This window comes from Candidatus Polarisedimenticolia bacterium (assembly GCA_036001465.1).
Taxonomy (GTDB): domain Bacteria; phylum Acidobacteriota; class Polarisedimenticolia; order Gp22-AA2; family Gp22-AA2; genus Gp22-AA3.
In genome coordinates this window covers 1-25,249 of the sequence record DASYUH010000089.1, presented here as the reverse complement: position 1 = coordinate 25,249, position 25,249 = coordinate 1, and the positions used below count along the sequence as shown (strand labels likewise).

Sequence of the window (25,249 nt, the reverse complement as noted above, 5' to 3'; positions counted from 1 at the left end):
GTGTCTCTACGGGGCCGCGCCGCAGGTGCCGTTCGGCATAGGGCGGCGCAGGCCGCTGCCGGCGCGGCCGGGGGAGCCCTCGCCGCAGGCATCGCTGGCCGTGATGAGGTAGTAGCGGTCCGCCGTCCCCGTCGGCATGACATCGAGGAAGCGGTTGCCGGCGCCGTCGGTCGTCCCTGTCACCCTGCAGAGCAGCGGCGCGTGCGAGTACCAGCTCCCGATCGTCCCTTCGTAAATGTTGTACGCGGGGACGGTCGGGCCCAGGTCCTCCCAGGTCAGGCGAAGGCTGGATCCGCTCTGCGCCACCGTGACGGGATGAAACGACCCGGGCAGGGACACCGTACCGGGCGGCCCTTGCCCGAAGGTGATGCCGCGCAGGCCCGGGATCTGCGGCGAAAAGGGCGCCAGCCGGTCGGCGATGCCGTCGTTGTCGTCGTCGGGGAGCGCCACTACGCGGTTTCCCGCGTCTACGACGTACAAGACATCGGCATCATCGACGGCCATCCCCGAGTAGAAGTCGAGCGCGAGGCCGGTGGCGAACACCGTGATCTCGTCGGCGATCCCGTCGCCGTCGGCGTCCAGCAGTCTCTCGACCTGTCCCAGCCAGATGTTGAGCGCGAAGACCTCACCTGGACGGCGGGCCATCATGTTGCCGTAGGACGCCGCGCCGGCCAGGAATTCGCTCGATACGTCGGCGTCGCCGTCGCCGTCGAGATCGCGGTAGGCCAGGATTCCGCCCATGTCGTCATGCATCCAGTCGAGGACGTAGAGCGTCCCCGTTTCGTCCATGCTCAGAGCCAGATCCGACTGCGGGTCCTCCGTGAACACGGTCGTCTGGTCCGCCTTGGCGTCGCCCCCCGTGTCCCTCTCCTCGTAGACCGTGCCCGTCCCGAGCTGCCCCGCCGTGTACAGGTATTCGACGCCGCCACGCCGCGCGGCGGCGGCGACGCGCGCATCGGGAGCGGAGGTGTTGATGAGCAGTGATCGATCGGCGGTGAAGTCGCCATTGTCGTCCCACAGACCGATGATGTTGGAGCCGGTCGTTCCGACGCAGACCCCTCCGTCCCGCCTCGAGTTCAGCTGTCCCAGGCCGCTCCCGGCACCGGAGACGAATTCCGTCTGCCCTTCGAAAGATAAATCGCGGTCGACGTCGGAGAGAGCGTAGACCGCCCCGAGAGTGTCCGAGGCCGCGTACAGGACCCTGCCGAGACAGGTTCCCGCGCGCACCTCCGGCACGGAGCAATGGAGCGTCATCCTGTAGTCGCCCACCGTGCGAGCGTCCGTGCCATTGAAGCCGACGTCGTTGAAGGATGCGACCGCGACGTAATAGGTCCCGGGCGTGAACAGATCCACTGCGAGGATCGGATCGAAGGAGATGGAATTGTCCACGAACGCCACCAGGTTGCCGGCCGCGTCGAACACGCCGACGATCGGGTCGAGGGGCGAGCCGCTGCGTGCCGCGTTGACGTCGGCGACCACCGTCGTGCCGGATGTGACCGACAGCGCGTAATAATCGACGTCGCCGCGCGGCACGATCGAGGACACGACCGCCTGCTCACAGGCAATCGGAGTGGCGGAGGCGCGCGTGTTGTTCGGCTCGTTGGGATCGGGGGTCGCGACGTTGGTCAGGAAATCGATTCCGCTGACGGTCTGGCCGGCGGCGACGGACACCGCCACCCGGTCCGTCGCCACGTCGAACCCCGACTCGGTCGGCCCGTCGTAGAACTCCCAGGGGAACGTCGTGTCGAACCCGGTGAAATGGGTGTTCACCTGGGTGAACGGGTTGGTCCCCCCGGCCAGGGGCTCGATCCGGACATAGTAGCTCCCGGGCGGCAGGCCGACGATCTTGTACTCCCCTCCCGGACCGCCTGCCTGCACATCGGAGATCACCCCCACGACCGGCACGTCGGGCGCCGCGGTCGACACGGCGACCACGTGCGCCCCTTTGACCTTGTCGAAGGTGGCGCCGTTCAGGACGCGCCCCGAGATCGTCCCGGTCGTCGAGGTCAGCGTGCTGTTCGGATAGATGAACGACGCGCCCGCGATGTCGTCCTGGGACAGGCTGCGCCCCTGAATGGTATGCGTGCCGTACGGATACATCGTCGCCTGGTAGGTGAAGTCTCCCGACGAGAATCCGGAGACCTCGAGACCGCTCGTCCCGAAGCGCCCCGCGACGGCGCTGTGCTCCAGGCCGATGCAGTGGCCCATCTCGTGCGTGGCGATCTCCCCCATGTCGAAGGTGCCTGAACCGAGACTCTGGTTCGGGTTGGCGGGCGTGGACGTGCTGAAGGTGTACAGGCGCTCGTTCATGATGATGTCGCAGTCGATGATGCGTCCGTCCCCCCCGACGAAGAAGAAGGAAATGGCGATGGCGTTTCCGATCAGATTGGTGTTGTCGGTCTCGGCGAAGTAGAGCCGGTTCACGCCGTCGTTGCTCTGACCGGCGGCGGCATCGATCGGGCTCGCCAGATTGAAACGTGCCCCGTCGGTGATGGTGATGTTGGAGGTCGGGATGGCGGTCCAGCTCGCCATGCTCGCCACCAGGGCCGTGAGGTCCGATCCGTCGGTGATCCGGAACGAGGCGTCCTGCTCCAGGCGCAGGGTCATGGCGCTGCCCGCCTGGAACAGGCCCAGATCGCCGAACCCGACGTCCACCAGGTTCGATTGCACGTAGGCGAACGCCCTGCCGGCCCCCGCGGCCAGAACCACGACGAGCCCCGCCGCCACGAGGGCCCCCGTGACCCGTCGCGGCGCCTCGCATCCGGCCCTACGGCGTCCGGAACGCGACCCGGCCGAATACTCGGACAGGCTTCCAGGTCGCGGTGCGATCACGGGGCGCCTCCCGCGGCCCCGGCGGCGACCAGTCTCTCGACCTCACGCAGGAACTGCCGCAGCTCGGCCGGCCCCTTACCGGCACGCTCCGGCCCGACCGGCCGGCCCTGCCGATCGAGATAGAGCGATCCGGACGTCCGGTCCTCGACCAGATCGCGCCCCGTCCGCGGATCGCGCCGGACGCTCATCCTGCCCAGGTTCCAGCCGACGACGGCATGGAGCGACGCCACGCCTGGCGCCTGGCGTGTCCGACTCCCGCTCGCCGTATCCGGCCGCCTCTCCCCAGCCGGCTCGAGGAACAGCACCACGCGTTCCCCCGGGCGGAACACCGGCGCACCGGACGCGATCATGGTCTGGTCGCCGACCCGGCCGCCGGGCGTCTCGACGATCACTTTGTCTCGAGGGCTTCCCTTCAGGGAGGTCTCGACCGATACCGTCGTGCGGGTGACGATCATCCGGCCGTCGGCGCTCCAGGCGCTCTGGGCGGACTCGACCGTGCCCAGCACGATCACCTCGGCCCCGCCGGTGATCTCCTCCAGGCTCATCCACGGCAGGACGGCCGCCGCGACCCCCGACGCGGCCAGCAGGGCGAGGAGCAGGAGACCAGACGCGAACCTGGTTGAATTCAAGAGGTTACTCCCCCAGACCGCGGAAATATACGGTGATGCCCCGGCCCGGACAACGGCGCCTTGGCGCGAATGTGCGGCTTGGGCGCAACGATCGCGCCTAGGCGTTATTCTGGCGGTGGTTGACGGTCACGACCGTGTGGATGCCGCCCCGCACGTTGAAATCGCCAATGACCGTGATCTCGCGGGGATCCAGGAGTGCGACCAGGTCGTCCAGGATCCGGTTCGTGACGTCCTCGTGGAAGTGGCCTTCGTCGCGGAACGACCAGAGGTACAGCTTCAGCGACTTCAGCTCGACGCACAGTCGGTCGGGCGTGTAGCTAATGCGCACCGTGGCGAAATCGGGCTGGCCGGTGCGCGGGCAGAGGCAGGTGAATTCGGGGCTCTCGAACGAGATTTCGTAGGGCCGCCCTGGTCGGGGGTTGGGAAAGGTCTCGAGCGCCCGCGTTGGTCTGGTCGGCATCTCGGCCCCTACTGTCCCGGGGGCGAGGGGGCGGACGGCGCGCCGGCGGGAGGGACCGCGGCGGGCGGCGGCGCCTGCACCGGTCCCAGCGCGGTCTTGAGGAAGTCCTGCGTCCGAATCCAGGCGTCGTTGCCCAGGCTTTGATCGTAGTCGGCGCGCGATTCGTCGAAAAAGGCGTGCGCCATTCCCTGATAAATAATGATGGTCGCCTGCTTCCCCGCCGCCTTGAGGGACGCTTCGAACTTCCTGGCCTCCTCGACCCGGACGACCATGTCATCCGTTCCGAACACGCCGAGGACCGGCACCTGGATCGGCATCACCGACTCCGGCGTGGTCTCGACGTGACCGTAGAAGATCACCAGAGCCTGCACGTCCGCGGCCTGCAGGGCCGCCGACAGGGCCACCCGTCCGCCCATGTCGAAGCCGACCAGCGCGATCGGCCTGCGCGCGGCGCCACCGTCGAGGCTTCGAAGATAGCCGATGGCCCCCTTGACGATGGCGACCGCCCGGCTTCCGTCGAGCCGATCCATCAAGTCTTTCGCCAGGCCGTAGTCGCCTCCCAGCCTGCCGCGATACAGGTCGGGCGCCACGGTCAGGTAGCCGAGCCCGGCGAAGCGGTCGGCGACACCCTTGGTGTGGGCATCGAGCCCCCAGAAGTGGTGCACCACGACGATTCCGGGCCGACCGTCGAGGACGGCCGGCTTCGCCAGATAGGCCCTGACCGACTCGCCGCCGACCTCGTAGGTGATCGTCTCGCCCGCGGCCACGGCCGTGGACACGCGCGCGGAAGCCAGGATGAACGCCAGGGCCAGGGCCCGCTTCAGGGAAAGCATGCGGGAAATTGTAGCACGCGGCGCACGGGTCACCTGGGGAGCGGGAACCACCACGGTTTGATCGAGCCCTCGATGTCCCAGTGGACGTGCTTGGTCTGCTGGAACTCCTCGAGCCCCTCCTCTCCCAGCTCGCGCCCGAGCCCGGACATCTTCATCCCTCCGAACGGCCCGGCGGGGTTGTCCACCAGCGGGTCGTTCACCCACACGTTCCCCGCCTCGATCTCCTCGAAATACCTCCGCACCCTCCGGGCATCGCGGGAGAACAGGGTCGCCCCCAGTCCGTAGGGGGAATCGTTCGCCAGGGCGAGCGCTTCGTCAAAGGTCTCGAACGGCAGGATCGGCGCGACCGGGCCGAAGATCTCCTCTTTGAAAAGGCTCATGCCGTGGCGCGCGCCGGACAGGACCGTCGGCTCGTAGAACCATCCCCGGGCGTGCTGTGGCGGCCGCCGGCCGCCGGCCACGACCTTCGCCCCCTCCCGGATCGCCAGGGACACCCGCGCCTCGACCTGGTCGCGCTCGCGCGCACCGATGAGCGGGGTCACCTCCGTCCTCTCGTCCATGCCGGGGCCGACGACCAGCTGCTTCGTCAGGGCGGCGAAGCGCTCCAGGAACTCGCCATGGACCGGTTTCTCGACGTAGATCCGCTCGGCGCTGGTGCAGACCTGGCCGGCGTTGAGGAACGCCGTCCAGGCGACCGCCCGCACCGCGGCCTCCAGATCACAGTCGGCGCAGACGATCGCCGCGTCGCTGCCGCCCAGCTCCAGGTGCAGCTTCTTGATCCGCGGAGCGCCCAGCCTGTAGATCTGCCGGCCGACCGCCGTCGATCCGGTGAAGGCGATGCACGGAACGTCGGGGTGCTGCACCAGCGCGTCCCCGACCTCGCCGCCGGAGCCGGTGATGATGTTGACCACCCCCGGCGGCAGATGGTCGAAGACGCGGTGCAGGTCCAGGGTCAGGAGCGGCGTCTGGGAGGCCGGCTTGATCACCACCGTGTTGCCGGCCGCCAGAGCCGGAGCGACCTTCCAGGCGAGGAGCATCAACGGGTAGTTGAACGGGACGATGCAGCCGACCACCCCGATCGGCTCCTTGATGACCAGGTTCAATTGCCCGGGCTCGGCCGAAGGGATGACACGGCCGCGCCCGTCCCTGATGAGACCGGCGTAGTAGTCGAAGCACATGGCCGACCAGTCGACGTAGCCGCGGTTCTTGCGGAGGGTGCGCCCGGTCTCGTGCGTCAGGGTGAGGGCGAAGTCCTCCCGGCCGTGGCGCAGGCGGCGCGCCACCTCGACCAGGAGGTCGGCTCGCGGCATGGCCGGCAGGCGCTTCCAGGCCGGGAACGCGCGTTTCGCCGCCGCCACCGCGCGGTCGACCTCGGCCGGGCCCCCCTTGGGGACGACGTCCACGACCTCTTCGGTCGCCGGGTCGACGATCCGCAGGACGGCCCCCGTCGAGCCCTCCGTGAACTGGCCGTCGATCCAGAGCCGTCTCATCGTGCGTCTCCCGCCCAGGAGTGTGTCCGAGTGTTCGGCGTCATTCTACCCGAGGCGCCCGTCCGGTCATGGGGCCGACCGGTGCCTTCGGATGTAGGATTCGTCCGGGAGCCCGTCGGAGTATTCGGACCGGTCCCCGGGAGGTCGAGGCCGTGAAGGACGGCGGGGTGTCCCGGAGGAGCCTTCTCAAGGGGGGCGCCGCGTGCGCGACACTGGCGGCGTCCCGCTTCCTGCCTCCCCTCCTCCGCGCCCAATCCGGACCGCCCGCCGCCTCGTCGCCGGCCGCGGGGACCGGAGCCCTTCCGGGCCGGCCGGGCGCGCGGCCGCGCGTGGCGGTCGTCGGCGCCGGGGCGTTCGGCGGCTTCACCGCCCTGTCTCTCGTGCGGCGCGGAGCGCGGGTCACCCTGGTCGACGCCTGGGGACCCGGCAATTCGCGCGCCAGCTCCGGCGGCGAGACCCGGGTCATCCGCGCCACCTACGGGCCGGACCGCATCTACGTCCAGATGGTGGCGCAGGCGCTGCGGCTGTGGCGGGAGAACGAAACCCGGTTCGGGCAGAGACTCTACCGGAAGACCGGCGTCCTGTGGATGGTGGGCCGCGACGATCGTTTCGAGCGGGCCTCCCTCTCCCTGCTGCGGGAGGAGGGGCTCGCGTTCGACGAGATGTCCCGCTCCGACGCCGCCACGCGCTATCCCCAGGTGAGCTTCGAGGGAATCGCGCGGGCCATCCTCGAGAAGGAGGGCGGCTACCTGCTGGCCCGACGTTCCTGCCAGGTCGTCATGGAGGGGCTGCAGAAGGAAGGGGGGGAGTACCGCCAGGTGTCGGCGGCGCCGGGTGTGGTCGGGAAGGAGGGCATGGGGGCCCTGCCCCTGTCGGATGGCACACGGCTGGCCGCCGACCACTACGTGTTCGCCTGCGGTCCGTGGCTCGGCAGGATGTTCCCCGAGGCGATCGGCGACCGCGTGCTGCCGACGCGCCAGGAGGTGTTCTTCTTCGGAACGCCGGCGGGCGATCCCCGGTACCAGGAGGACCGTCTGCCGGTCTGGGTCGACCACGGCGATCGGATCGTCTACGGAGTCCCCGGCAACGAATGGCGCGGCTTCAAGGTCGCCGACGACACGCACGGTCCTGTCTTCGACCCGGACAGGAGCGACCGCATCGCCACCGCGGACGGCCTGGCGTCGGCCCGGGCCTATCTGGCCCGGCGCTTTCCCGGCCTCACGGGGGCGCCGCTCCTCGAAGCGCGGGTCTGCCAGTACGAGAACTCCCCGGATGGCCGCTTCATCCTCGATCGCCTCCCGGGAGCCGACAACGCCTGGATCGTCGGGGGCGGGTCGGGGCACGGCTTCAAGCACGGTCCCGCCATCGGCGAGCGGATGGCCGATCTCGTCCTGGGCGCCGCGACACCCGATCCCTTCTTCGCCCTGTCCCGGTTCACGAAGTAGGAGCGTGTCCGCGTCTCGGACAGGCTCCTAGACCGCGTCGGACTTGCTGGTGAAGGTGAACTCGCGCGACCGGATCGCCGGCACGACCATCCGGCCGGCGGGGGACGAGACGCTCATCGCCTCGATGTTCTGCAGCATCACGATGGGGCTCTCGTTGAAGCGCAGGTTGGTGACCGGATGGACGATCTTTCCCTTTTCGATCAGGAACAGCCCGTCGCGCGTCAGCCCTGTGAGCTGCCAGGTCTGCGGATTGACCGTGCGGATGTAGAAGAAACGCGTGACCAGGAGGCCGCGGTCCGTCCCGGCGATCAGGCCCTCGAGGGACCCGGTGCCGCCTTCCAGGACGAGGCTGCCCGGGAAGGGCGTGGCTTCGACCCCCGTCTTGCCGGCCCAGTAGCGATCGGCGTACAGCCGTTTCAGGACGCCTTTCTCGATCCAGGCGATCCGGCGGTTCGGCAGGCCGTCGGTCGACTCCCCTCCGAAGCCCCCGCGCACGCTCCAGGGCGCTCCCGGCAGGCGGGGGTCGAACGGATCGGTGCGCAGCGTGACCGATTCGTGGACCACCTTCTCGCCGACGCGGCTCCCGCCCCCCTGCTTCGAGAAGACGCTCCGCCCCTCGTCGGCGGCGCGCGCCTGCAGCGCCCCGAACTGCAGGGTCTGGAGAAGATCCACCACCGCCGCCGGCTCGAGCACGACCGTGTAGTCGCCGGGGGGCACGTCCCGCGGCGAGGCCGAGGCGATCCCCTTGTCCGCGGCGCGTCGCGCCAGGGACTTCACGTCGAGGTCGTCGAGGCGCGGCGAGGCGCCCGCCGCCCAGCCCGAGCCGGTCCCGTCCCCCGTGCGCATGGTGACCGAAAACTCGGCGTCGGTCGACAGGTGGTAGCCGAAGTTCCCCTTGCTGTTTCCGATCGCCCGGTGCGTGACCCTGTTCTCGAAGAAGCCGGCCGAGGTCAGGGACTTGCGCTGCGCCAGCCCCAGGGTCGTCTTGACACCGGAGGCGCGCTCGGCGGCCCGGGCGCGGGCGGTCGCGTCGTCGTATTTCTTCTCGAGGGCGGGATAGGACTGGGGGCCCAGCATCTCCACGGCCTCGGGATCGGCCGGCATGAGGTCGCGCATCTCCGCCGCGCGCGCGATCGCCGCCTTCAGCCCCGCGGTGGAGAGATCATTGGTCCCCACGGAGCCGCTGCGGCCCTCCCTGCGCGACGTCACGCTCAGGTCCACGTCTTCGACGAATCCGGAGGTCGAGATCTCGTTCCGGGCGAAGCGCGTGTGGGACGACGTGCGCGCGGTCAGCTCGAGCTCCCACTCACCCGGCCCGGCGAGCGACAGGATGCGCTCGATCGTCCTCTTCGCCTCTCCCTGGTCCCAGCGCACGTCGGAACGCTCCTGCCCCGTCGGGGCCTACTCGGTGCGGATGACCGTGATGCCGCGGAAGCGCGACGGAGGGCAGCCGTGGCTCATGGCGTTGATCTGGCCCGGCTCCCCCTTGCCGTCGCGGTTGAGCCCCACGTTCCTCCAGGTCGACTGATCGCCGATCTGATCGCAGGCCTGCCAGAAATCGGGCGTGCGGCTCTGGTAGGCGACGTCGGCGATCATCGGGCCGAGCTTGCCCCCCTTGATCTCCCAGAAAGCGTCGCCGCCGAACTGGAAATTGAAGCGCTGGTGATCGATCGAGTACGAGCCGCGCCCGTCGATGAGGACCCCGTCGTCCACCCCTCCCACCAGGTCGTCCAGCGAGCGCGGCGTCTCGCTCGCCTGGAGCCACACGTTCGGCATCCTCTGGAACGGCACCGAGGCGTACGAATCGGCGTAGCAGCAGGCCATCGACTCGTCCTGCCCGATCCAGTGCGCCTGCTCGCGCGTCGTCTGGTAGCCGACGAAGATCCCGCTCTTCAGGATCGGGAAGCGCTTGGTCCTGGCGCCGTCGTCGTCGTAGCCGCAGGTCGAGAGGGCCTGTGGCAGGATGCGGTCGCCGAAGATGTTGACCAGGTCGGAGCCGACGCGGAACTTCCCCAGCTTGTCGGTCGTCAGGAACGACGTCCCGGCGTAATTGGCCTCGTACCCCATGGCGCGATCCAGCTCGGTGGAGTGGCCGATCGACTCGTGGATGGTCAGGGCCAGGTGCGTGGGGAGCAGGACCAGGTCCTTCTTTCCCGCGACGACCGAAGGCGCCTTGAGGTGGTTCACCGCCTCCTCGCCGATCCGTCGGGCGTTGTCCACCATGCCGGCCCGCTCGACGAACTCGTAGCCGCCGCAGACCGCGTCCGGCCTGAAGGTGCGCGACTTCGTCTTGCGGGCCTTCAGGTCGCGGGCGACGGCCGTATACTCGGGCGCCACCTGCACGATCACCTGGCGGATGACGCTGTTCTCGGTGGACGCGAAGAAGCGGTCCTCCTGGCGCAGCTCCATGAACCCGTTGACCGAGAAAATCCCCGGGACCTTCCTGACCTCGTCGCTGATCTGCTGCAGCAGGGCGATCTTCGCCGCGATTCCGACCTCGAACGGATCCTTTTCAACCGGCGTCCGGTAGGTGTCCTTCGCGGGAGAGACCTTCGCCAGGCGCACCGGCTCGCCTCGCAGCTTCGCGTGCGCGCGTGCGATGCCGACCGCCTCGGAGGTCATCCGCGCGATCGTGTCCTTGTCCACGTCGGCGCTGGCCGCGAACCCCCAGGCGCCGGCGTGGATGACGCGCACGCCGAAGCCGAAGCTCTCGTCGTCCGTGACCGAGGGGACGTTGTTGATGGCGCCCGAGGCCCAGTCGGGGGCCGAGCGCAGGAGCACGCTCTGGGTGCGATACCGGTTGATGCGGATGTCGGCGTAGCTCGCTCCGAGGGAGCGCGCCCGGTCGAGCGCCACCGCTCCGAGCTCGTCCAGCCGATCCGGGGGCATGACGGCGGCCGCGGCGCGGCGGGTGACGAACGCGCCGGGGATCAGATCGACCGCCGCGAGCGCCATGGCGGAGGTGCCGCAGGACCTGAGGAAATCCCGGCGGGTCGATCCACGGGAGGACCGGCTCCTGGAGCCCGGCGGCAGCGTGCAGACGCCTCCCCCGCTGCCGGGCCATCCGTGACTCCAGGAGTCCGATTGCATGGGACCTATCGCCTGGATCCTCGTCCCCGCCGGCGGTTCTTCATCGGCGGTCGTCCTCGTCGAGCCCGGCCGCGGCCCGCACGCCTGCCACGGGCGGCCTTGGGTCTGCGGCCGCGCAACTTCGCGATCTTCTTGAGCCTCCGCTCCAGCCGTTTCAGCTGGCTGTCGACCTTTCTCAGGCGGGGACCCATCGTCGCCTTCAGCGTCCTGGTGATGATCGCTTCCAGCGCGCCCGCGACATCAGGAGTTCGAGCCATGTGCCTCCCTCATGTGTCCGCGCTTCCAGCAGCGCGGATGTGTCCTTGAATCCGCGAAGCCTACCACCGCTCATTGCGGGAGTCTACACGTTTGCCACGTGTCGTCTTGAATGCGGAATGCGTCGCCGGGACCGGTGCACATTGCGCCCCCGATCACACGGCGAACTTCTCCGGGTGCCATCGCAATCCGATCTCCGAAGGCGGGGCCATATAGCCCGCCATGGCGGAGGAGGCCACGACCGCGGGACTGGCCAGGAAGCCCTCGCCGCCGACGCCCATGCGGTTCTGCCAGTTGCGATTGAACGAGGTGATGGCGCGCTCTCCGGGCTTCAGGGCGTCTTCCCCCTGCCCGAAGCAGGGGCCGCACCAGGACCGGCGGATCGTCCCCCCGACGCTGCGGAACACTTCGGCGATCGATTCTCCCGCGAGCCGCGGATCGACGCGCTCGATCTGCTCCCGCACGGTGCCGCTGCCGGGGAAGATGACGAAGCGCACGCCCTTCGCCACGGCGCGCTGGCCCGCCTCACGGGCGGCGCGGATGACGAGCGCGGCGCTCAGCAGATCGTCGTACGAACCGTTGGTGCACGAGCCGATGAGCGCCTTGTCGAACGTCAGCCGCTCCCTCGCCACCGCTTCGGCGGGGTGCGCGTTGCCCGGGCTGAAGGGCCGGGCGATCATCGGCTGCACGGCGGTGAGATCGAACGCTTCGTCGATCTCGAAGCGCGCCTCCGGTCCCGATTCGAGGCGCGGATACGGCAGCGGAATGTTCCGGGCACGGTACCACGCGTCGGTGATCGCGTCCCGGGCGAACAGGCCGTTCTGCGCCTCGCCTTCGGCCATCATGTTCGCGATGGTGTTCCGGTACGGCATCGGGAGCTGGCCGCCCGCGTCGACGAACTCCACCGACATGCCGGCCGACTGGGCCGCGCCCCAGCGGCGCAGGAGCTCGAGGACGATGTCCTTGCCGGTCACCCACGGCTGCAGGGCTCCGGAGAAGGCCACCCGGCGGGCCCGCGCCAGGGTGAAATAGATGTACCCGGTCGCCCAGCCGAAACCCAAGGTGGTCGAGCCGACGCCGATTCCGACCGCCCCGTACGCGCCGTAGGCACGGCTGTGGGAATCCGCCCCCGGGTAGAATCCACCCGGAACGATCAGTCCCTGCTCGGGAAAATAGAAATGAAAGATGCCATCCCCGGGAGCGGCATAATGCGGCTTGCCGATGCCGTGGAGGCGGGCGAATTCCATCGAGATCGACGTCTGCCTGTCGTCCTCGGGCTTGCCGGTGAACACGAAATGATCGCTGGCGATCGCCGCCTGGCGCGGGTCGATGACGTGTCCACCCGAGATCCGGTTGAAGGTGTGGATGGCGAAGGGGGCGGTCCCGTCCGAGGCCGGGAGCAGGTCGGCGTACAGGCGCAGCGTCGCCCCGGGCCGGACCGTGGCGTCCCGGTCGACGCGATGGGCCCAGGCGATCTGCTCGGCGATGGTCATGGTCCGCGCCTGCCTCTCGTCGGGAAACTCCAGGCGCGGAGCGCGCCGGATCGAGTCCAGGAACTCGCGCCGGCCGACCTCGATGATGCCGCCGGTCCTCCGGATCTCCTCCTCCTTGGCGGTCAGCGGGACCGGCTCGTAGCTTGTGCCGCGCGTGACGTTGGTGATCCGGCGCGTCTCCACGTCGAAGGCGAACTCGTCGCCGTCGCGCGCCTCCTCCACGGCCTCCGGGGACTGGGCCACGTGCAGGCCCAGGTTGATGGCGTTCTTCCGGAAGATGTCTCCCATGTTGACGCCGCACAGGATCACGAGATCGAGGCCCGCCTCCTCCGCGATCCCCTTGAGCCCCGCCGGCGACATCTCGCGCGACGACCCGATGGCGAACCGGTCCCCCGCGATCACGACGTTCGCCCCCTCGCGGACCCGCCCGCGGAAATCGGGCATGAGGTAGCGGAACGCCCCCGCCTTCCATCGCTCGTCGAGCGTGTCCAGGCTCTCCGAGACGCAATCGGACGAGGGGGTGATCTGGTCGGTGTCGATGGCGTCGAGCTTCCTGCCCGGACGCTTCGGATCCCAGAAGATGAGCGCCCGGCCGCGGACGGTCCGCGGCCCGGCGGCGGATCCGCCGGTCGGCGGCGCCGCGCGCGCTGCGGCCGCTTCGATCGTCATTCCGGGCTTCAGTCGGGCCGGCTGGATCAGAGACATTCGAGACACCCGATCCATCATAGCGCAACGGGGCGCGCCGGCCCCCGGGCCAGGAGCCGGCCGAATGCTCGGACACACCTCCTAGCCGGTGACGGCGCCCTCGCTGGCGGACGAGACCAGGCGGGCGTACTTGGCGAAGACGCCGCGCGGGTAGCGTGGGGCCGGCGCTCTCCAGGACTCCAGGCGGGACCGGATCTCCTCGTCCGTGATCTCCACGTCCAGGCGGCGCGCCTCGACGTCGAAGCGGATCATGTCCCCCTCGCGCACCGCCGCGATCGGACCCCCGCGCGCCGCTTCCGGGGCGACATGCCCGGCCATCAACCCGTGCGTCGCGCCCGAGAAACGGCCGTCCGTGAGGAGCGCGACCTGCTCGCCGAGGCCCTGCCCGACGAGGGCGGCGGTGACCGCGAGCATCTCGCGCATCCCGGGGCCGCCGCTCGGCCCCTCATAGCGGATCACGACGACGTCACCGGGCGCGATGCGCCGCGCCTGCACCGCGGCGAAGGCGTCCTCCTCGCGATCGAAGACGCGCGCCGGACCGCGGTGACGCGTGCGGGTGTGCCCCGCCGTCTTCACCACGCACCCCTCGGGCGCCAGGCTGCCCGTCAGGATCGCCAGCCCGCCCGTCGTCTGGACCGGGTCGGACAGGGGGCGGATTACTTTTTGACCGGGAGTCTCGCGCGCCTCCCGCGCCTCGTCCCCTATCGTGCGGCCCGAAATCGTCATCTCGTCGCCGTTCAGGAGACCGGCCTCCGCGAGACGCAGCGCCAGGAGGCGCGTCCCGCCGGCCCGCTGCATGTCGGTGGCGACGAAGCGGCCGCCCGGCTTGAGGTCGGCGAGGATCGGCGTTTTCCGACTGAGGCGATCGAAGTCCCCGATCTCGAGCGGCACGCCGCTCTCCCGGGCCAGCGCCAGCAGGTGCAGGACCCCGTTGGTCGATCCGCCGGTCGCGGCGATCGAGGTGATCGCATTCGCGAAGGCGCCGCGGGTCAGGAGCCGTCCCGGCCGGCGATCGGCGTGCAGCGCCTCCATCACCAGCCGTCCCGCGGCGCGCGCCACCTCCTGCCTGGCCGGGTCCTCGGCGGGCACGCCGGCGCTCCCCATGAACGACAGACCCAGGAACTCGAGGGCGGTCGCCATGGTGTTGGCCGTGAACTGCCCCCCGCAGGCGCCGGCCCCGGGGCAGGCCCGGTCCTCGAGCGCATGCAGATCCTCGACGGTCATCCGGCCGGCAGCCTGCGCCCCGACCGCCTCGAACACGTCCTGGATGGTCACGTCGCGTCCCTGGAAGGTGCCCGGGGCGATCGACCCGCCGTACAGGACCAGCGCGGGGATATCCAGGCGGGCCAGGGCCATCGCCGCTCCGGGAATCGTCTTGTCGCAGCCTGCCAGCGCCACCACGGCGTCGAACAGATGGCCGCGAGCCACGAGCTCGATCGAGTCGGCCACCACCTCGCGGCTGATCAGGGAGGCCTTCATCCCTTCCGTGCCCATGCTGATGCCGTCCGACACGGCGATGGTGTTGAACTCGATCGGCGTTCCGCCCGCGGACCGGATCCCCTCCTTGACCCAGCCCGCCATCTCGCGCAGGTGGACGTTGCACGGCATGATCTCGATCCAGGTGTTCGCCACGCCCACCAGCGGCTTCGACAGGTCGTCGTCGCTCAGGCCGACCGCCTTGAGCATGGCGCGCGCCGGCGCGCGCCCGAGTCCTTCGACCAGGGCCGCCGATCGCCGTCTTGCGGGGTTCCTCGTCATCCGATCCTCGCGAAGCGGCCATTGTAGCCGCTCGCGTGACGGCGCGGAAGGCGGCCCGGGCGTCTATCATGACGTGCCGCCGGGCCTCGCCGGCGCGGGCGCGCCGGATTCCACCCGATTCGTCCGGCCGCCGGGTATAAGAAGGTGATGATCACCACGGACCGATCTCTGATGAAGCGGGTGGCCGGAGGGGACGAGCCGGCGTTCGCCGAGCTGGTCCAGCGCTACAGCCCTCGTCTCCTGGCCCTGGCCTGGCGGCTCCTGGGCAACCGGGCCGACGCCGAGGATGCCCTGCAGCGCGCGCTGCTCCGCCTGTTCCGATCGGCCGCGAGCTACCGGCCGGAATGGGCCGTCTCCACCTGGCTCTACCGCATCACCACGAACGTCTGCGTGGACGAGATGCGGCGCCGCGCCTCCCGCGCCGCACTCCGGGACGACGCGGTCGACGGGGGAGCCGACGGGCAGGCCTCTTTGTTCCGGGGCGCGGCCGGTCCCGGCGACGCGGGACGGCACCTCGATCTGCAGCGGGCGCTTCTGGACGTGCCCCGCGAAGCCCGCCTCCTCCTCGCCCTGCGTTACGTGGACGGCCTCTCCTACCGCGAGCTGGCGCGCGTCCGCGGCATTTCGGTCAACACCGTCAAGAGCCAGCTCGCCCGCGGCAAGGCGATCCTGCGCTCGGCACTTCAGGGAGACCCCCGATGACCAACGACACCCAGGCCGTCCACGATCCGATCGACGACCTTCTGGCCGACCACTTCCGTCCCGTTGCGACCGGCGCCAGCCTGACGCGCCGCGTCCTGGAGAGCCTGCATGGCGCCTGGGACGCCGAGCGCTTCGCCGCCGGCGTCGAGGTCGAGGCGTCGGAGCGCGGCGTCACGCAAATCCGGACCGGCGGCGGCGGCGTCGCCCCTCCGTCCCGGACGGCGGCGCGCCTGGCCGAGCGGGCCCGTCACGAGCTGCTGGAGTACTTCACGGGACGACGCGCTTTTTTCACGGTCCCGGTGGATCTCACCGGCCTGCGGCCGTTCCAGCGCAAGGTCCTGGACCTGACGCACACCATTCCATTCGGGGAGACGCGCTCCTACTCCTGGATCGCCCGGGGGATCGGGCACCCCGACGCGGTGCGGGCGGTCGGCACGGCCCTCGGCCACAATCCCCTGCCGTTCATCGTCCCCTGCCACCGGGTGCTTCGAAGCGACGGCAGCCTCGGCGGGTACGCCCTCGGGCTGCCCGCGAAGAGCGGTCTGCTTGGCCTCGAGAGAGCCACCCCGGTGCTCGAAGGCTGCGCCACGACCCGGATCGTCTGCCGGGTCGGCTGCTCCGCGGGACATCGCATGCGGGACGACAGCCGCATCATCTTCGCCTCGGTCGCGGACGCCCGATCGGTCGGGTATCGCTCCTGCAAGGTCTGCCGGCCGGCGGATCGGAACGGGGCATGACGCCCCTGGCCACGCGTCTCGAGCGGCTCGACTGGGACGCGATCGGCCGGTCGCTCTGGGATCGGGGCTGGGCCAAGACGGACGCGCCGCTCCTGACGCCCGAGGAGTGCGCCGGCCTGATCGCGCTGTATGCGGACGAGACCCTGTTCCGCAGCCGCGTCGACATGGAGCGCTTCCGTTTCGGCAAGGGGGAGTACAAGTACTTCGCCGATCCTCCGCCTCCCCTGGTCAGGGAGCTGCGACATCGCGCCTATCCGCCGCTCGCCGCGATCGCCAACGGCTGGATGAAAGCCCTCCGGGTGCGCCTGCGGTTCCCCGGAACGCACGCCCGCCTGCTGGAGGCCTGCCGCAGGCGCGGCCAGACGAAGCCGACACCCCTCCTGCTGCGCTACGAGACCGACGGCTATAATTGCCTGCATCAGGACCTGTACGGCGACGTGACCTTTCCGCTGCAGCTCACCTGCGTGCTCAGCCGCCGTGGCTCCGACTACACCGGCGGCGATTTTCTCCTCGTCGAGCAGCGCCCCCGGGCCCAGTCGCGCGGCGAAGCGATCGCCATCGAGCAGGGGGAGATCATCATCTTCAGCACCCACGATCGCCCCGTTCAGGGCACGCGCGGCCACCATCGGGTCCGCATGCGCCACGGCGTCAGCCGCCTGCTCGGCGGGACCCGCTACAGCCTGGGCGTCATCTTTCACGACGCGCGGTAGCGGCGCTCCACGGAGCCCAGCCGAGGGGGCGGCCGCAGGCAGCGTGCCCGCCGGGCACGGGTCCGGCTCGCTGGGCGAGCCTCCCCTCGGTTCGCCGTGCGCCGCCCGCCGCGCTGAAATCCGCGCGTCGGGTCCCCGGCGCACGGTCTCACACGGCCCGGCGAACACGCTGCCTGCGGCCGCCCCTCCGCCTTGCCCCCGAGGCTACCGCAGCACTCAGCCTTCGCCGGTTCGAGCACACTCCCCCATCCGACGAATCGGAGCAGGGCGTAATCTCCCAGGTCGCAGCGCTGAGCCGGCTGCGGGCCCCGCAGCCGGATCTCACTCGGCGCGCAAGGCCTCGATCGGGTCGAGTCCGGCGGCGCGGCGGGCGGGGAGCGCCCCGCTCAGGAGGCCGACGGCGAAGGACAGAAGCAGGGCGGCGAGCACGTAGTGCAGCGGCGTGCTCACCGGCAGCCGCGGCAAGACCACCTTGAGCCCGCGGGCGATGCCGACGCCCGCGAAGATGCCGAGCGCGCCTCCGGTGGTGGCGAGGAGCGCCGCCTGCAGCAGGAAGAACGCCATGACCTGGCTGCGGCGGGCGCCCAGGGCACGCAGGAGGCCGATCTCGGCGGTGCTCTCGTTCACCGAAATCCACATCATCGTCAGGATGCCGATGGCGCCGACGACCAGGGAGATGCCGCCGATCGCCCCGACCGCCTTGGTGACGACCCCGATGATGCGGTCGAGGGTGACGAGCATCGACTCCTGCGTGGTGATGGTGAAGTCCTCCTCCCCCTGGTGCCGATCCTGGAGGATGCGGCGGACGTCGGCCGCCACCAGGTCGCGGGCGGCGGCGCTTCGGTAGGCCACGTCGATCTCGATCAGGTCGTCGCGGTTGAACAGGGTCATCGCCTCGGCCACCGGGATGAACGCCGTGTCGTCCAGGTCGAGGTTGAGGAACTGTCCCTTCGGTTCCATCACCCCGATGACGCGAAACGGGCGGCCGCCGATGCGCACGCGCTCCCCCAGGGCGTTGCTCTCGCCGAAGACCTCGCGCTTGAGCTTGATCCCCAGGACGACCAGGGGCGAGCCGTGCCGGGGATCCCCCTCCGGAAGAAACCGGCCGTGCCGCACCCCGAACTTCCAGACGCGCGGCACGTCCGAGGTCACGCCGTAGACCAGAACGCTCCGGCCGCGCTCCCCGTACTCCACGCGCGCGTTGCCGAACGCCACCGGCATCGAGGCTTCGACCTGAGGGATGCGCCGGAGCGCCTCGGCGTCCTCGATCGTCAGCTTGCGGATGGTGCCGGCCATGGCGGTCGGGTTGCCCCCCGTGGTGTCCGACTTTCCGGGGTTGATCGCGATGATGTTCGTTCCGAACTGGGTGAACTCGGAGAGGACGTAGACGCGAATCCCCTCTCCGATCGAGGTCAGCAGGATGACCGAGGCGATGCCGATGGCGATCCCGAGCATGGTCAACGCCGATCGCAGGCGATGGCCGGCGACGGCGCCCAGGGCGAGCCGGACCAGATCGATCACGCGCATGGGCATGCTCCTACCTCCCCGCCAGCGCGGTCACCGGGTCGAGCCGCGCCGCGCGGCGCGCCGGCAGGACGCCGAACAGGGCGCCGGCGCCGAGGGACACGACGATGGCCGCGATGACCGCCCAGGTCGGCGGCCTGGTCTGGAGCGCCGGGAAGGCCTGCGACAGGATCGCCGACCCCAGATACCCGACGAGCAGGCCGAGAAGCCCGCCGGCCGCGGACAGGAGCACCGCCTCGACCAGGAAGACCTGGAGAATCTGGCGCCGCGTCGCCCCCAGCGCCTTGAGCAGACCGACTTCGGGGGTGCGCTCCGACACCGAGACGAGCATGACGTTCATGATGCCGATTCCTGCGACCGACAGCGAGACGGCGGCGATGCCGGCGAGGGCCAGCGTCAGGGCGCCGAGGATGCGGTTGAACGCCCCCAGGACCGAGTCCTGCGTGAGGATGGTGACGTCCTCCTCCCCTTCGTGGCGCTCCTTGATGATATTCAGGACGTCCTGCCGCGCCGCATCGATTTCCGAGTGCGCCCCGACCTCGATCAGGATCCGGAACAGGGACGCCTGGTTGAACAGGCGCATCGAGCTGGCCACCGGGACGATCACGACGTCGTCCATGTTCAGTCCCAGCGACTGGCCCTTCTCCGCGAGCACGCCGACGACCCGGAAGCGCCAGTCGCCGATTCGGATCGGCCGCCCCAGGGGGTTGTCGGCGCCGAACAGCTCCTTCTGCACCGTCCGGCCGATGACCGCGACGGGGGCGCCCCGATCGATCTCGACATCGGGGAGGAAGCGTCCGGTCCCGACCTCGAGCCGGCGCACCGGCAGGAGCTCGGGGGTCGAGCCGAGGACGGTCACCTCGCGGCGTTTCTCCCCGTAGCCCACGCGCGCCGACCCCACCGAAAGCGGCGCCAGGCGCCGCACCCGCCGGCTGCGCCTCTGGATCGCCTCGCAGTCCTCGAGCGTCAGCGGACGGGTCGTGCCGCCGAGAATGGGGGCGTTGCCGGTCGTCTCGGTCTTCCCCGGGAGCACGATGAGCAGGTTGCTGCCGAGGGCCATGAATTCGTTCGTGACGTACGCCCGGGCCCCTTCGCCGAGCGCGGTCAGCAGGATGACCGCTCCGACGCCGATCGACATCCCCAGGAGGGTCAGGATCGTCCGAAGCCGGTGGCCCCGCAGCGCCATGGATGCGAAGCGCAGGAGATCGAGGGCGTTCATGCCGGCTTCCCGTCGGACGCGATGCGGCCATCCACCAGCTTGAGAATGTGCCGCGCCCGCCCGCCGACCTCGGGGTCGTGCGTGACCACCACCACGGTCAATCCGTCGCGGTTCATCCGCTCGATCAGCTCGATGATCTCGCGCCCCGAGGCCCGGTCGAGGTTCCCCGTCGGCTCGTCCGCCAGGAGAATGGACGGCCCCATCACCGTGGCGCGGGCGATCGCCACACGCTGCCGCTGTCCTCCCGAGAGCTGGTCCGGCCGGTGGGAGGCGCGATCGGTCAGCCCGACCGCGGCCAGCGCCTTCGCCACGCGGGCGCGCCGCTCCGCCGGGCGGATCCCGGCCAGGATCATCGGCAGCTCGACGTTGCCGGCGGCGGTCAGGCGCGGCACGAGGTGGAAGAACTGGAACACGAAGCCGATCTTGCGGCTGCGAATCTCCGCCAGCTCCCCCTCGGGCAGGGACCCGACCTCGCGCCCGTCGAGGATGTACGAGCCGCTGTTGGGGCGGTCGAGGCAACCGAGCAGGTGCAGGAGCGTGGACTTCCCCGATCCGGAGGGGCCCATCAGCGCCAGGTAGTCTCCGTCCGGAATCACCAGGCTGACGTCCTGCAGGGCCTGCACCGTCTGATCGCCGACGCGAAAGTGGCGCGTCAGCCCCCGCAGCTCGATCACGTCCCGTCTTTCGGCTTGCTCATTTCGTCTCGGATCTCGGCGCGGACCCCTTCCTTGACCTCCGCGCGATCGAGCGACACGACGACCGGGTCGTTCTCCTGGAGCCCTTCCCGGATCTCCGTGAACTCCCAGTTACGCATGCCGGTCTTGACCGGGACGGCCTTGAGGTGGCCGCCGTTGAAGACCAGGACCCGGTCCCCTTCCAGCAGGGCGTAGGTTGGCATGCGCAGCACGTTCTCGACCGCCTTCAAGATGATCTCGATGTCGGCGGAGGTGCCGGGGAGGAGGGTGCGGGTAAAGTTGGCATCTTCGAAGTCCACGTCGACCTCGAAGGTCCGGTTCTGCTCCTGGATGTCCTGGACGTAGGGGGCCACCCGCGCGACGCGCCCCTTGAAGGATCGGTTCGGGTAGGGGTCGAGGGAGATGCGCGCCGGCTGGCCGGTCGCAACCCTGCCCGCGTCCACCTCGTCCAGCGGGGCGCTGACGTAGATCGAGGTGGGATCGATGATGTCGAACACCGGCGGAATCATCATGGCGGGGGGCGAGGGGGAGACCCACTCCCCCACCTCCGCCTTCAGGTCGGCGATGACGCCGTCGAACGGGGCGCGCAGGACCGCCTTGTTCAGGTTGGCGCGGGCCAGATCGATGGCCGCCTGGGCCCGTTCGACGTTGGCGCGCGCCGCCTGGCAGCGGGCCGCCGCGGCGTCGGACTGGCTCTGCAGGCGATCGAGCATCTCGGCCGAGACGATCCGGTCGTCCTTCAGCCCGAGCGTCCTTTTGAGATCGCGCTGCGCCAGGTCGGCCGCCAGGCAGGCCTCCTGCGCCGAGGCCCTGGATGTCGCCAGGTCCTGCATGGCCAGCGCCAGCGCGGCCTCGAGATCGCGCGCGTTGATCTTCAGGAGAATCTCCCCCTTGCGCACCCGGTCGCCGGGACGGAATCCGATGAAGGCCGCCCGGCCGCCGATCTCGGGGCTGATCTTCGCGCGCCGCCGCGCCTTTACGGTGCCGGCCTTGCTGTTGGTGACCGTTTCTTCGACGACCCCGCGGGAGGCACGATACACGGTCACCGGGACCGGATCGGGCCGGATGACCTTGAAGATTCCCACCGCGAGCTTCCAGGCGATGAACAGGCCCCCGAGAATGGCCGCGCTCACGAGGGCCCACTTGAGAACGCGCCTCATGCGAATGACGATATCATGTCGCCCGTCGCCACGGGTGACCGCATGGAGCCTCCCCGCACGCCTGTTTTGACCCGCCGGACCTTCATGAAAAGCGCCGCGCTCGCCGGTGCCGGCGGCGCCTATTTCGGAGGCGCTCACCTCTACCTGGAGGACGACCGCTGGACCCCCAACCGGTCCTTCTGGGTGTCCCGCGGGCGGGAGCCGGCATCGAGTCCGCTGCTCGGCGAGCACCAGGCCGACCTGGCGATCATCGGCGGTGGCGTCACCGGCCTCTCGGCCTCGATCCATGCCCTCCTGCGCTCACCCGGCCTCAGGGTCGTCCTCCTCGAGGCGGAGTACGTCGGGTACGGGGCGACCGGGCGCAGCGGCGGCGTCCTGGGTGAAGGGACGGAGATGGGCATGCCCGAGGGGACCGCGGACAACGTCGCGCACGTGCTCGACCTGATCGATCGCTTCGGGATCGGATGCGACCTGGAGCGCGCGCCGGTGACGCAGCTCGATCCCTATCGGTACGCCGTGGGGCTCAGGAACGCCGCGCTCGGTCTTGGCGCCACGGTGTGCGAAGGGAGCCGCGTTCGGACGATCGAGGACGGGACCCCGGTCGTCATCCGTGGCGACCGCTTCGTGGTCCGCGCGCCCAGGCTCCTCGTCGCGACCAATGGGTACACCCCGAAGCTCGGCGTCGCCACGTCGCGCATCTTCCCCGTCCATACGGCGGCCGCCGTCACGGTGCCCGTGCCACGCGAGGTCCTGCGCGCCATTCCGGACACCATTCTGGTCATGACTTCGCGGGAGATGTACATGTGGGGACGGAAGGCTCCGGGACAGCGCGTTCTGGTGGGCGCCGGTGCGAAGTACTTCTACGACAACGGGCTCTATCACCGGGGTGACGCATTCCTGTTCCCGGCGCTCCACCGAGTCCTGTCGAAGGGCTTCCCCTCCCTCGCGTCTTTTCCATTCGAGCACACCTGGACCGGGCCGATGGGCTGCACCACCGACCAGGAGCCGATTATCGGCACCGAAGGGACGACGGGCAACATCATCTATTGCGGCGGCTACACCGGGCACGGCCTCGCCATGGGGACGAAGGCGGGCTCCTTCCTGGCGGGGATGCTTCACGGAGAGGCCCCTCCCGCCTGGATGTCCAGGCCCACGATCGATCTCCCCGGCGAGCCGCTGCGTTACATCGGTGCGAACATGGTCATCAATCTGATGAACCTCGGACTGTACAGCATGGCCAAACATGACTGACGTCCAGGGCCGGACTCCCAGACTCTTCGCGCTCATCCTGGGCGCGCTCTCCCTCGCGCTCTTCTTCGTCCCGCTGATCGCGCCCCTGCTGCAGGCGGGGACCCTGGTCTACGTGCTTCGTGCAGCCTGGCGCGGGACCCTCGATCTCCGCAGCGTCCTCATCGGCACCGTCGGAGCCGCGCTCGGATTCCTGCTTTTTTTGGCGCTGGAGTTCGTCTGGATTGTCTGACCGAGCAGTGCCCACCTGCTGAAATTTCCCCTTCCATCCTGGCCGGAGGAACACTTTCCTCTCGCTTCCCGGTTGACACGCTTCGCGGCTAGGCGTATACAGCGCGCAGCGGTTTCTTCTTTTTCTTCGGAGAGAATCTCGAACAGGGCTAACCGGTAACGGCAGACGCCGAGTGGGGTCGGTTTGCGTGTCTGTCGCTGCTTAGCCGAGAAAGTCGGGGGCACATTGCGCCCCGCGGCCATTGCACGGTGTGAGGGGATCGGGGTTGGCAGACGAGTCGGACTGCAGGAAAGGTCTCCGCAATCATTTGATCGATCTCGAGTCAACTGGGTTCGAACATAACTTGGAGTCCGGGGGTGGGTGTGCCCCCGGCATCAGCCCTGTCGGGGGAGGGTAGTCAGATGCTCAGGTATGTCAAGGACCGCTGTCGCGTCTCCACGGTTGTCCTGGCCCTGGCGCTCACCGCCACGGCATTCCTGCCAGACCTTCTCGCCGGCAGGCAAGACGTGGCTGCAAGCCCCGCCCCGGAGTCCGGCGGCATCGCCGTCAGTCCGGAGTCGAGCCCGGCCTCGTTCACGGACACAACCTCGGCCGACTTCAGCGCCGGGACTCCTGACGCCGGCACGTACATCTCCGAGACCGCCGACGGCGAAATCATCCTCGCCCCGACGTTCGGCACGGAATTTTCCGGCGACTCGCTTCCCGCAGGGATGTTCTCCACTCAGTGGTTCCCCCCGAGCGGCGTGGCCACGTTCGCCGGAGGCAAGGTCACCCTGGACGGCGTCCTGCTCGGCACCGACGCTTCGTACGGCCCGGGCCGAACGCTCGAGTTCTCCGGGAACATCGGCGGCGCTTCGCTGGATTCGCTGGGCCTCGGCACGAACCTCACCACCGCCCCCTGGGGCGTGTTCCGCACCGGCCTCTTCGTCTTCAATCTGATGACGAGCACGAACGACGGCACCGCGCAGGGCGGCAACGTCCCCGGCATGGTGTTCGATGCATTCCACCGTTACCGGATCGACTGGGCACCCGGGAGCATCTCCTATTTCGTCGACGGCACGCTCGTCGTCACGAACTCGAATTCACCGACGGCGGACATGCGCCCGCTGTTCAGCAATCTGTTCTTCGGCGGCAAGAACAACATCCTGGACTGGGTCCGCCTGACGCCCTACGCGCTGGCGGGCACCTTCGAGTCCCGCGTCTTCGATGCCGGCGGCTCGGCGCACTGGCTCGATCTCGTCGCCACCGCCAGCATGCCCGACGGCGCGTCGATCATCTTCGAAACCCGATCCGGCGACACCTCCTCGCCGGACGCGACCTGGTCGGATTGGCAGTCCCTGGCCGGCGGCTCGATCGCCAGCCCGAACGCCCAGTTCATTCAGTACCGCGCCCTCCTGACGACATCCGATCCCGCCATCACGCCGGAAGTCCAGTCGGTGCTGATCAACTACGAGACCGGGTGCGCGGACGAAATCTGCAACGGCATCGACGACGACTGCGACGGCGAAATCGACGAGGGCGGCGCCGCCCTCTGTGACGATCACGACCCCTGCACCGCGGACGCGTGCGTTGACGGCGCGTGCGTCAACACGCCGGCCGAGGCGGGCACCACCTGCGACGACGGCGATGCCTGCACCACCGAGGACACCTGCGACGCCGACGGCAAGTGCGCCGGCAAGCCGATTATCTGCGACGACGAGTACGCCTGCACCAGGGACGCCTGCGTCGATGGCGAGTGCATCTCCACGCCGCTCCCGGCGGGCACCACCTGCGACGACTTCGATGCCTGCACCACCGAGGACACCTGCGACGACGAGGGCATCTGCACCGGCAAGCCGATTATCTGCGACGACGAGAACGCCTGCACCAGGGACGCCTGCGACAAGGGCGCGTGCGTCTACACCCCGACGCCGAACGCCACCTGCGACGACGGCGATGCCTGCACCACGGAGGACACCTGCAACGCCGACGGCAAGTGCGCCGGCAAGCCGGTGACCTGCAACGACGGCAACGCCTGCACCCGGGACGCCTG

The 25,249-nt window shown here is 69.6% G+C and carries 20 protein-coding genes; 7 read left to right on the top strand and 13 right to left on the bottom strand.

The features are described 5' to 3' along the window. Nucleotides 1-6: 6 nt before the first annotated feature. From VGV60_16350 to VGV60_16330, 5 genes are all read right to left on the bottom strand, one after another. Nucleotides 7-2,832: a hypothetical protein gene (locus VGV60_16350; GenBank protein HEV8702844.1), complete on the bottom strand. Its 2,826-nt coding sequence runs from the start codon at nt 2,830-2,832 to the stop codon at nt 7-9. Then, nucleotides 2,829-3,461 carry a hypothetical protein gene (locus tag VGV60_16345; GenBank protein ID HEV8702843.1) on the bottom strand — a complete coding sequence of 211 codons (633 nt, stop codon included), beginning with the start codon at nt 3,459-3,461 and terminating at the stop codon, nt 2,829-2,831. The genes VGV60_16350 and VGV60_16345 overlap by 4 nt, the downstream gene beginning before the upstream one ends. A gap of 97 nt (nt 3,462-3,558) precedes the next feature. Beyond that, complete coding sequence (gene queF / locus VGV60_16340) at nt 3,559-3,921, bottom strand: preQ(1) synthase (GenBank protein ID HEV8702842.1); 363 nt, start codon at nt 3,919-3,921, stop codon at nt 3,559-3,561. Between the two features lie 8 nt (nt 3,922-3,929). Continuing rightward, nucleotides 3,930-4,754 (bottom strand): dienelactone hydrolase family protein, encoded by an 825-nt coding sequence (locus tag VGV60_16335; protein ID HEV8702841.1) that lies wholly within the window; start codon nt 4,752-4,754, stop codon nt 3,930-3,932. Between the two features lie 29 nt (nt 4,755-4,783). Beyond that, nucleotides 4,784-6,244 carry an aldehyde dehydrogenase family protein gene (locus VGV60_16330; GenBank protein ID HEV8702840.1) on the bottom strand — a complete coding sequence of 487 codons (1,461 nt, stop codon included), beginning with the start codon at nt 6,242-6,244 and terminating at the stop codon, nt 4,784-4,786. A 152-nt stretch (nt 6,245-6,396) separates the two neighbouring features. Here VGV60_16330 and VGV60_16325 point away from each other — a divergent pair, with 152 nt between their 5' ends. Further along, nucleotides 6,397-7,689, top strand: coding sequence for an FAD-dependent oxidoreductase (locus VGV60_16325; GenBank protein ID HEV8702839.1), 1,293 nt, complete (start codon nt 6,397-6,399; stop codon nt 7,687-7,689). A gap of 27 nt (nt 7,690-7,716) precedes the next feature. Here VGV60_16325 and VGV60_16320 read toward each other — a convergent pair whose 3' ends face one another. From VGV60_16320 to ilvD, 4 genes are all read right to left on the bottom strand, one after another. Then, nucleotides 7,717-9,063, bottom strand: a complete 1,347-nt coding sequence (locus tag VGV60_16320) for a TldD/PmbA family protein (GenBank protein HEV8702838.1) — start codon at nt 9,061-9,063, stop codon at nt 7,717-7,719. 27 nt (nt 9,064-9,090) lie between these two features. Then, the gene (locus VGV60_16315) at nt 9,091-10,779 is read right to left on the bottom strand and encodes a TldD/PmbA family protein (protein HEV8702837.1); all 1,689 of its coding nucleotides are present in this window, start codon (nt 10,777-10,779) and stop codon (nt 9,091-9,093) included. A 410-nt stretch (nt 10,780-11,189) separates the two neighbouring features. Beyond that, complete coding sequence (locus VGV60_16310) at nt 11,190-13,232, bottom strand: aconitase family protein (GenBank protein HEV8702836.1); 2,043 nt, start codon at nt 13,230-13,232, stop codon at nt 11,190-11,192. 81 nt (nt 13,233-13,313) lie between these two features. Beyond that, on the bottom strand, nt 13,314-14,990 hold the full coding sequence (gene ilvD / locus VGV60_16305) for a dihydroxy-acid dehydratase (GenBank protein HEV8702835.1): 1,677 nt from the start codon (nt 14,988-14,990) through the stop codon (nt 13,314-13,316). Between the two features lie 147 nt (nt 14,991-15,137). On the opposite strand from ilvD, the gene VGV60_16300 reads away from it, so the two are divergent. From VGV60_16300 to VGV60_16290, 3 genes are read left to right on the top strand one after another with little or no spacing between them, the layout of a single operon-like run. After that, nucleotides 15,138-15,692, top strand: a complete 555-nt coding sequence (locus VGV60_16300) for a sigma-70 family RNA polymerase sigma factor (protein HEV8702834.1) — start codon at nt 15,138-15,140, stop codon at nt 15,690-15,692. Continuing rightward, on the top strand, nt 15,689-16,429 hold the full coding sequence (locus tag VGV60_16295) for a methylated-DNA--[protein]-cysteine S-methyltransferase (protein ID HEV8702833.1): 741 nt from the start codon (nt 15,689-15,691) through the stop codon (nt 16,427-16,429). The genes VGV60_16300 and VGV60_16295 overlap by 4 nt, the downstream gene beginning before the upstream one ends. After that, nucleotides 16,426-17,139 (top strand): 2OG-Fe(II) oxygenase, encoded by a 714-nt coding sequence (locus tag VGV60_16290; GenBank protein HEV8702832.1) that lies wholly within the window; start codon nt 16,426-16,428, stop codon nt 17,137-17,139. Before VGV60_16295 ends, VGV60_16290 begins: the two co-directional genes overlap by 4 nt. A gap of 321 nt (nt 17,140-17,460) precedes the next feature. Here the strand turns inward: VGV60_16290 and VGV60_16285 are convergent, their stop codons facing one another. The 4 genes from VGV60_16285 to VGV60_16270 are packed head-to-tail and all read right to left on the bottom strand — an operon-like array spanning nt 17,461 to nt 21,737. After that, nucleotides 17,461-18,672, bottom strand: coding sequence for an ABC transporter permease (locus tag VGV60_16285; GenBank protein HEV8702831.1), 1,212 nt, complete (start codon nt 18,670-18,672; stop codon nt 17,461-17,463). 4 nt (nt 18,673-18,676) lie between these two features. Beyond that, on the bottom strand, nt 18,677-19,882 hold the full coding sequence (locus tag VGV60_16280; GenBank protein ID HEV8702830.1) for an ABC transporter permease: 1,206 nt from the start codon (nt 19,880-19,882) through the stop codon (nt 18,677-18,679). Further along, nucleotides 19,879-20,556, bottom strand: a complete 678-nt coding sequence (locus tag VGV60_16275; GenBank protein HEV8702829.1) for an ABC transporter ATP-binding protein — start codon at nt 20,554-20,556, stop codon at nt 19,879-19,881. Before VGV60_16275 ends, VGV60_16280 begins: the two co-directional genes overlap by 4 nt. Next, nucleotides 20,553-21,737: an efflux RND transporter periplasmic adaptor subunit gene (locus VGV60_16270; GenBank protein ID HEV8702828.1), complete on the bottom strand. Its 1,185-nt coding sequence runs from the start codon at nt 21,735-21,737 to the stop codon at nt 20,553-20,555. Before VGV60_16270 ends, VGV60_16275 begins: the two co-directional genes overlap by 4 nt. 15 nt (nt 21,738-21,752) lie before the next feature. Here VGV60_16270 and VGV60_16265 point away from each other — a divergent pair, with 15 nt between their 5' ends. From VGV60_16265 to VGV60_16255, 3 genes are all read left to right on the top strand, one after another. Then, entirely contained in the window at nt 21,753-22,988 is a 1,236-nt protein-coding gene (locus VGV60_16265; protein ID HEV8702827.1) for an FAD-binding oxidoreductase, read from the top strand. After that, a complete protein-coding gene (locus VGV60_16260; GenBank protein ID HEV8702826.1) occupies nt 22,981-23,217 on the top strand; it encodes a hypothetical protein in 237 nt (78 codons plus the stop codon). The genes VGV60_16265 and VGV60_16260 overlap by 8 nt, the downstream gene beginning before the upstream one ends. A gap of 401 nt (nt 23,218-23,618) precedes the next feature. Then, a partial coding sequence (locus VGV60_16255) for a glycoside hydrolase family 16 protein (protein HEV8702825.1) occupies nt 23,619-25,249 on the top strand: 1,631 nt, incomplete at its 3' end.

What these genes read in the sequence shown, in the direction of transcription:
- queF (HEV8702842.1), bottom strand. Translation starts at nt 3,921, where the DNA reads ATGCCGACCAGACCAACGCGGGCGCTCGAGACCTTTCCCAACCCCCGA.
- VGV60_16335 (HEV8702841.1), bottom strand. Translation starts at nt 4,754, where the DNA reads ATGCTTTCCCTGAAGCGGGCCCTGGCCCTGGCGTTCATCCTGGCTTCC.
- VGV60_16330 (HEV8702840.1), bottom strand. Translation starts at nt 6,244, where the DNA reads ATGAGACGGCTCTGGATCGACGGCCAGTTCACGGAGGGCTCGACGGGG.
- VGV60_16315 (HEV8702837.1), bottom strand. Translation starts at nt 10,779, where the DNA reads ATGCAATCGGACTCCTGGAGTCACGGATGGCCCGGCAGCGGGGGAGGC.
- VGV60_16310 (HEV8702836.1), bottom strand. Translation starts at nt 13,232, where the DNA reads ATGTCTCTGATCCAGCCGGCCCGACTGAAGCCCGGAATGACGATCGAA.
- ilvD (HEV8702835.1), bottom strand. Translation starts at nt 14,990, where the DNA reads ATGACGAGGAACCCCGCAAGACGGCGATCGGCGGCCCTGGTCGAAGGA.
- VGV60_16300 (HEV8702834.1), top strand. Translation starts at nt 15,138, where the DNA reads ATGATCACCACGGACCGATCTCTGATGAAGCGGGTGGCCGGAGGGGAC.
- VGV60_16295 (HEV8702833.1), top strand. Translation starts at nt 15,689, where the DNA reads ATGACCAACGACACCCAGGCCGTCCACGATCCGATCGACGACCTTCTG.
- VGV60_16290 (HEV8702832.1), top strand. Translation starts at nt 16,426, where the DNA reads ATGACGCCCCTGGCCACGCGTCTCGAGCGGCTCGACTGGGACGCGATC.
- VGV60_16285 (HEV8702831.1), bottom strand. Translation starts at nt 18,672, where the DNA reads ATGCCCATGCGCGTGATCGATCTGGTCCGGCTCGCCCTGGGCGCCGTC.
- VGV60_16280 (HEV8702830.1), bottom strand. Translation starts at nt 19,882, where the DNA reads ATGAACGCCCTCGATCTCCTGCGCTTCGCATCCATGGCGCTGCGGGGC.
- VGV60_16270 (HEV8702828.1), bottom strand. Translation starts at nt 21,737, where the DNA reads ATGAGGCGCGTTCTCAAGTGGGCCCTCGTGAGCGCGGCCATTCTCGGG.
- VGV60_16265 (HEV8702827.1), top strand. Translation starts at nt 21,753, where the DNA reads ATGTCGCCCGTCGCCACGGGTGACCGCATGGAGCCTCCCCGCACGCCT.
- VGV60_16260 (HEV8702826.1), top strand. Translation starts at nt 22,981, where the DNA reads ATGACTGACGTCCAGGGCCGGACTCCCAGACTCTTCGCGCTCATCCTG.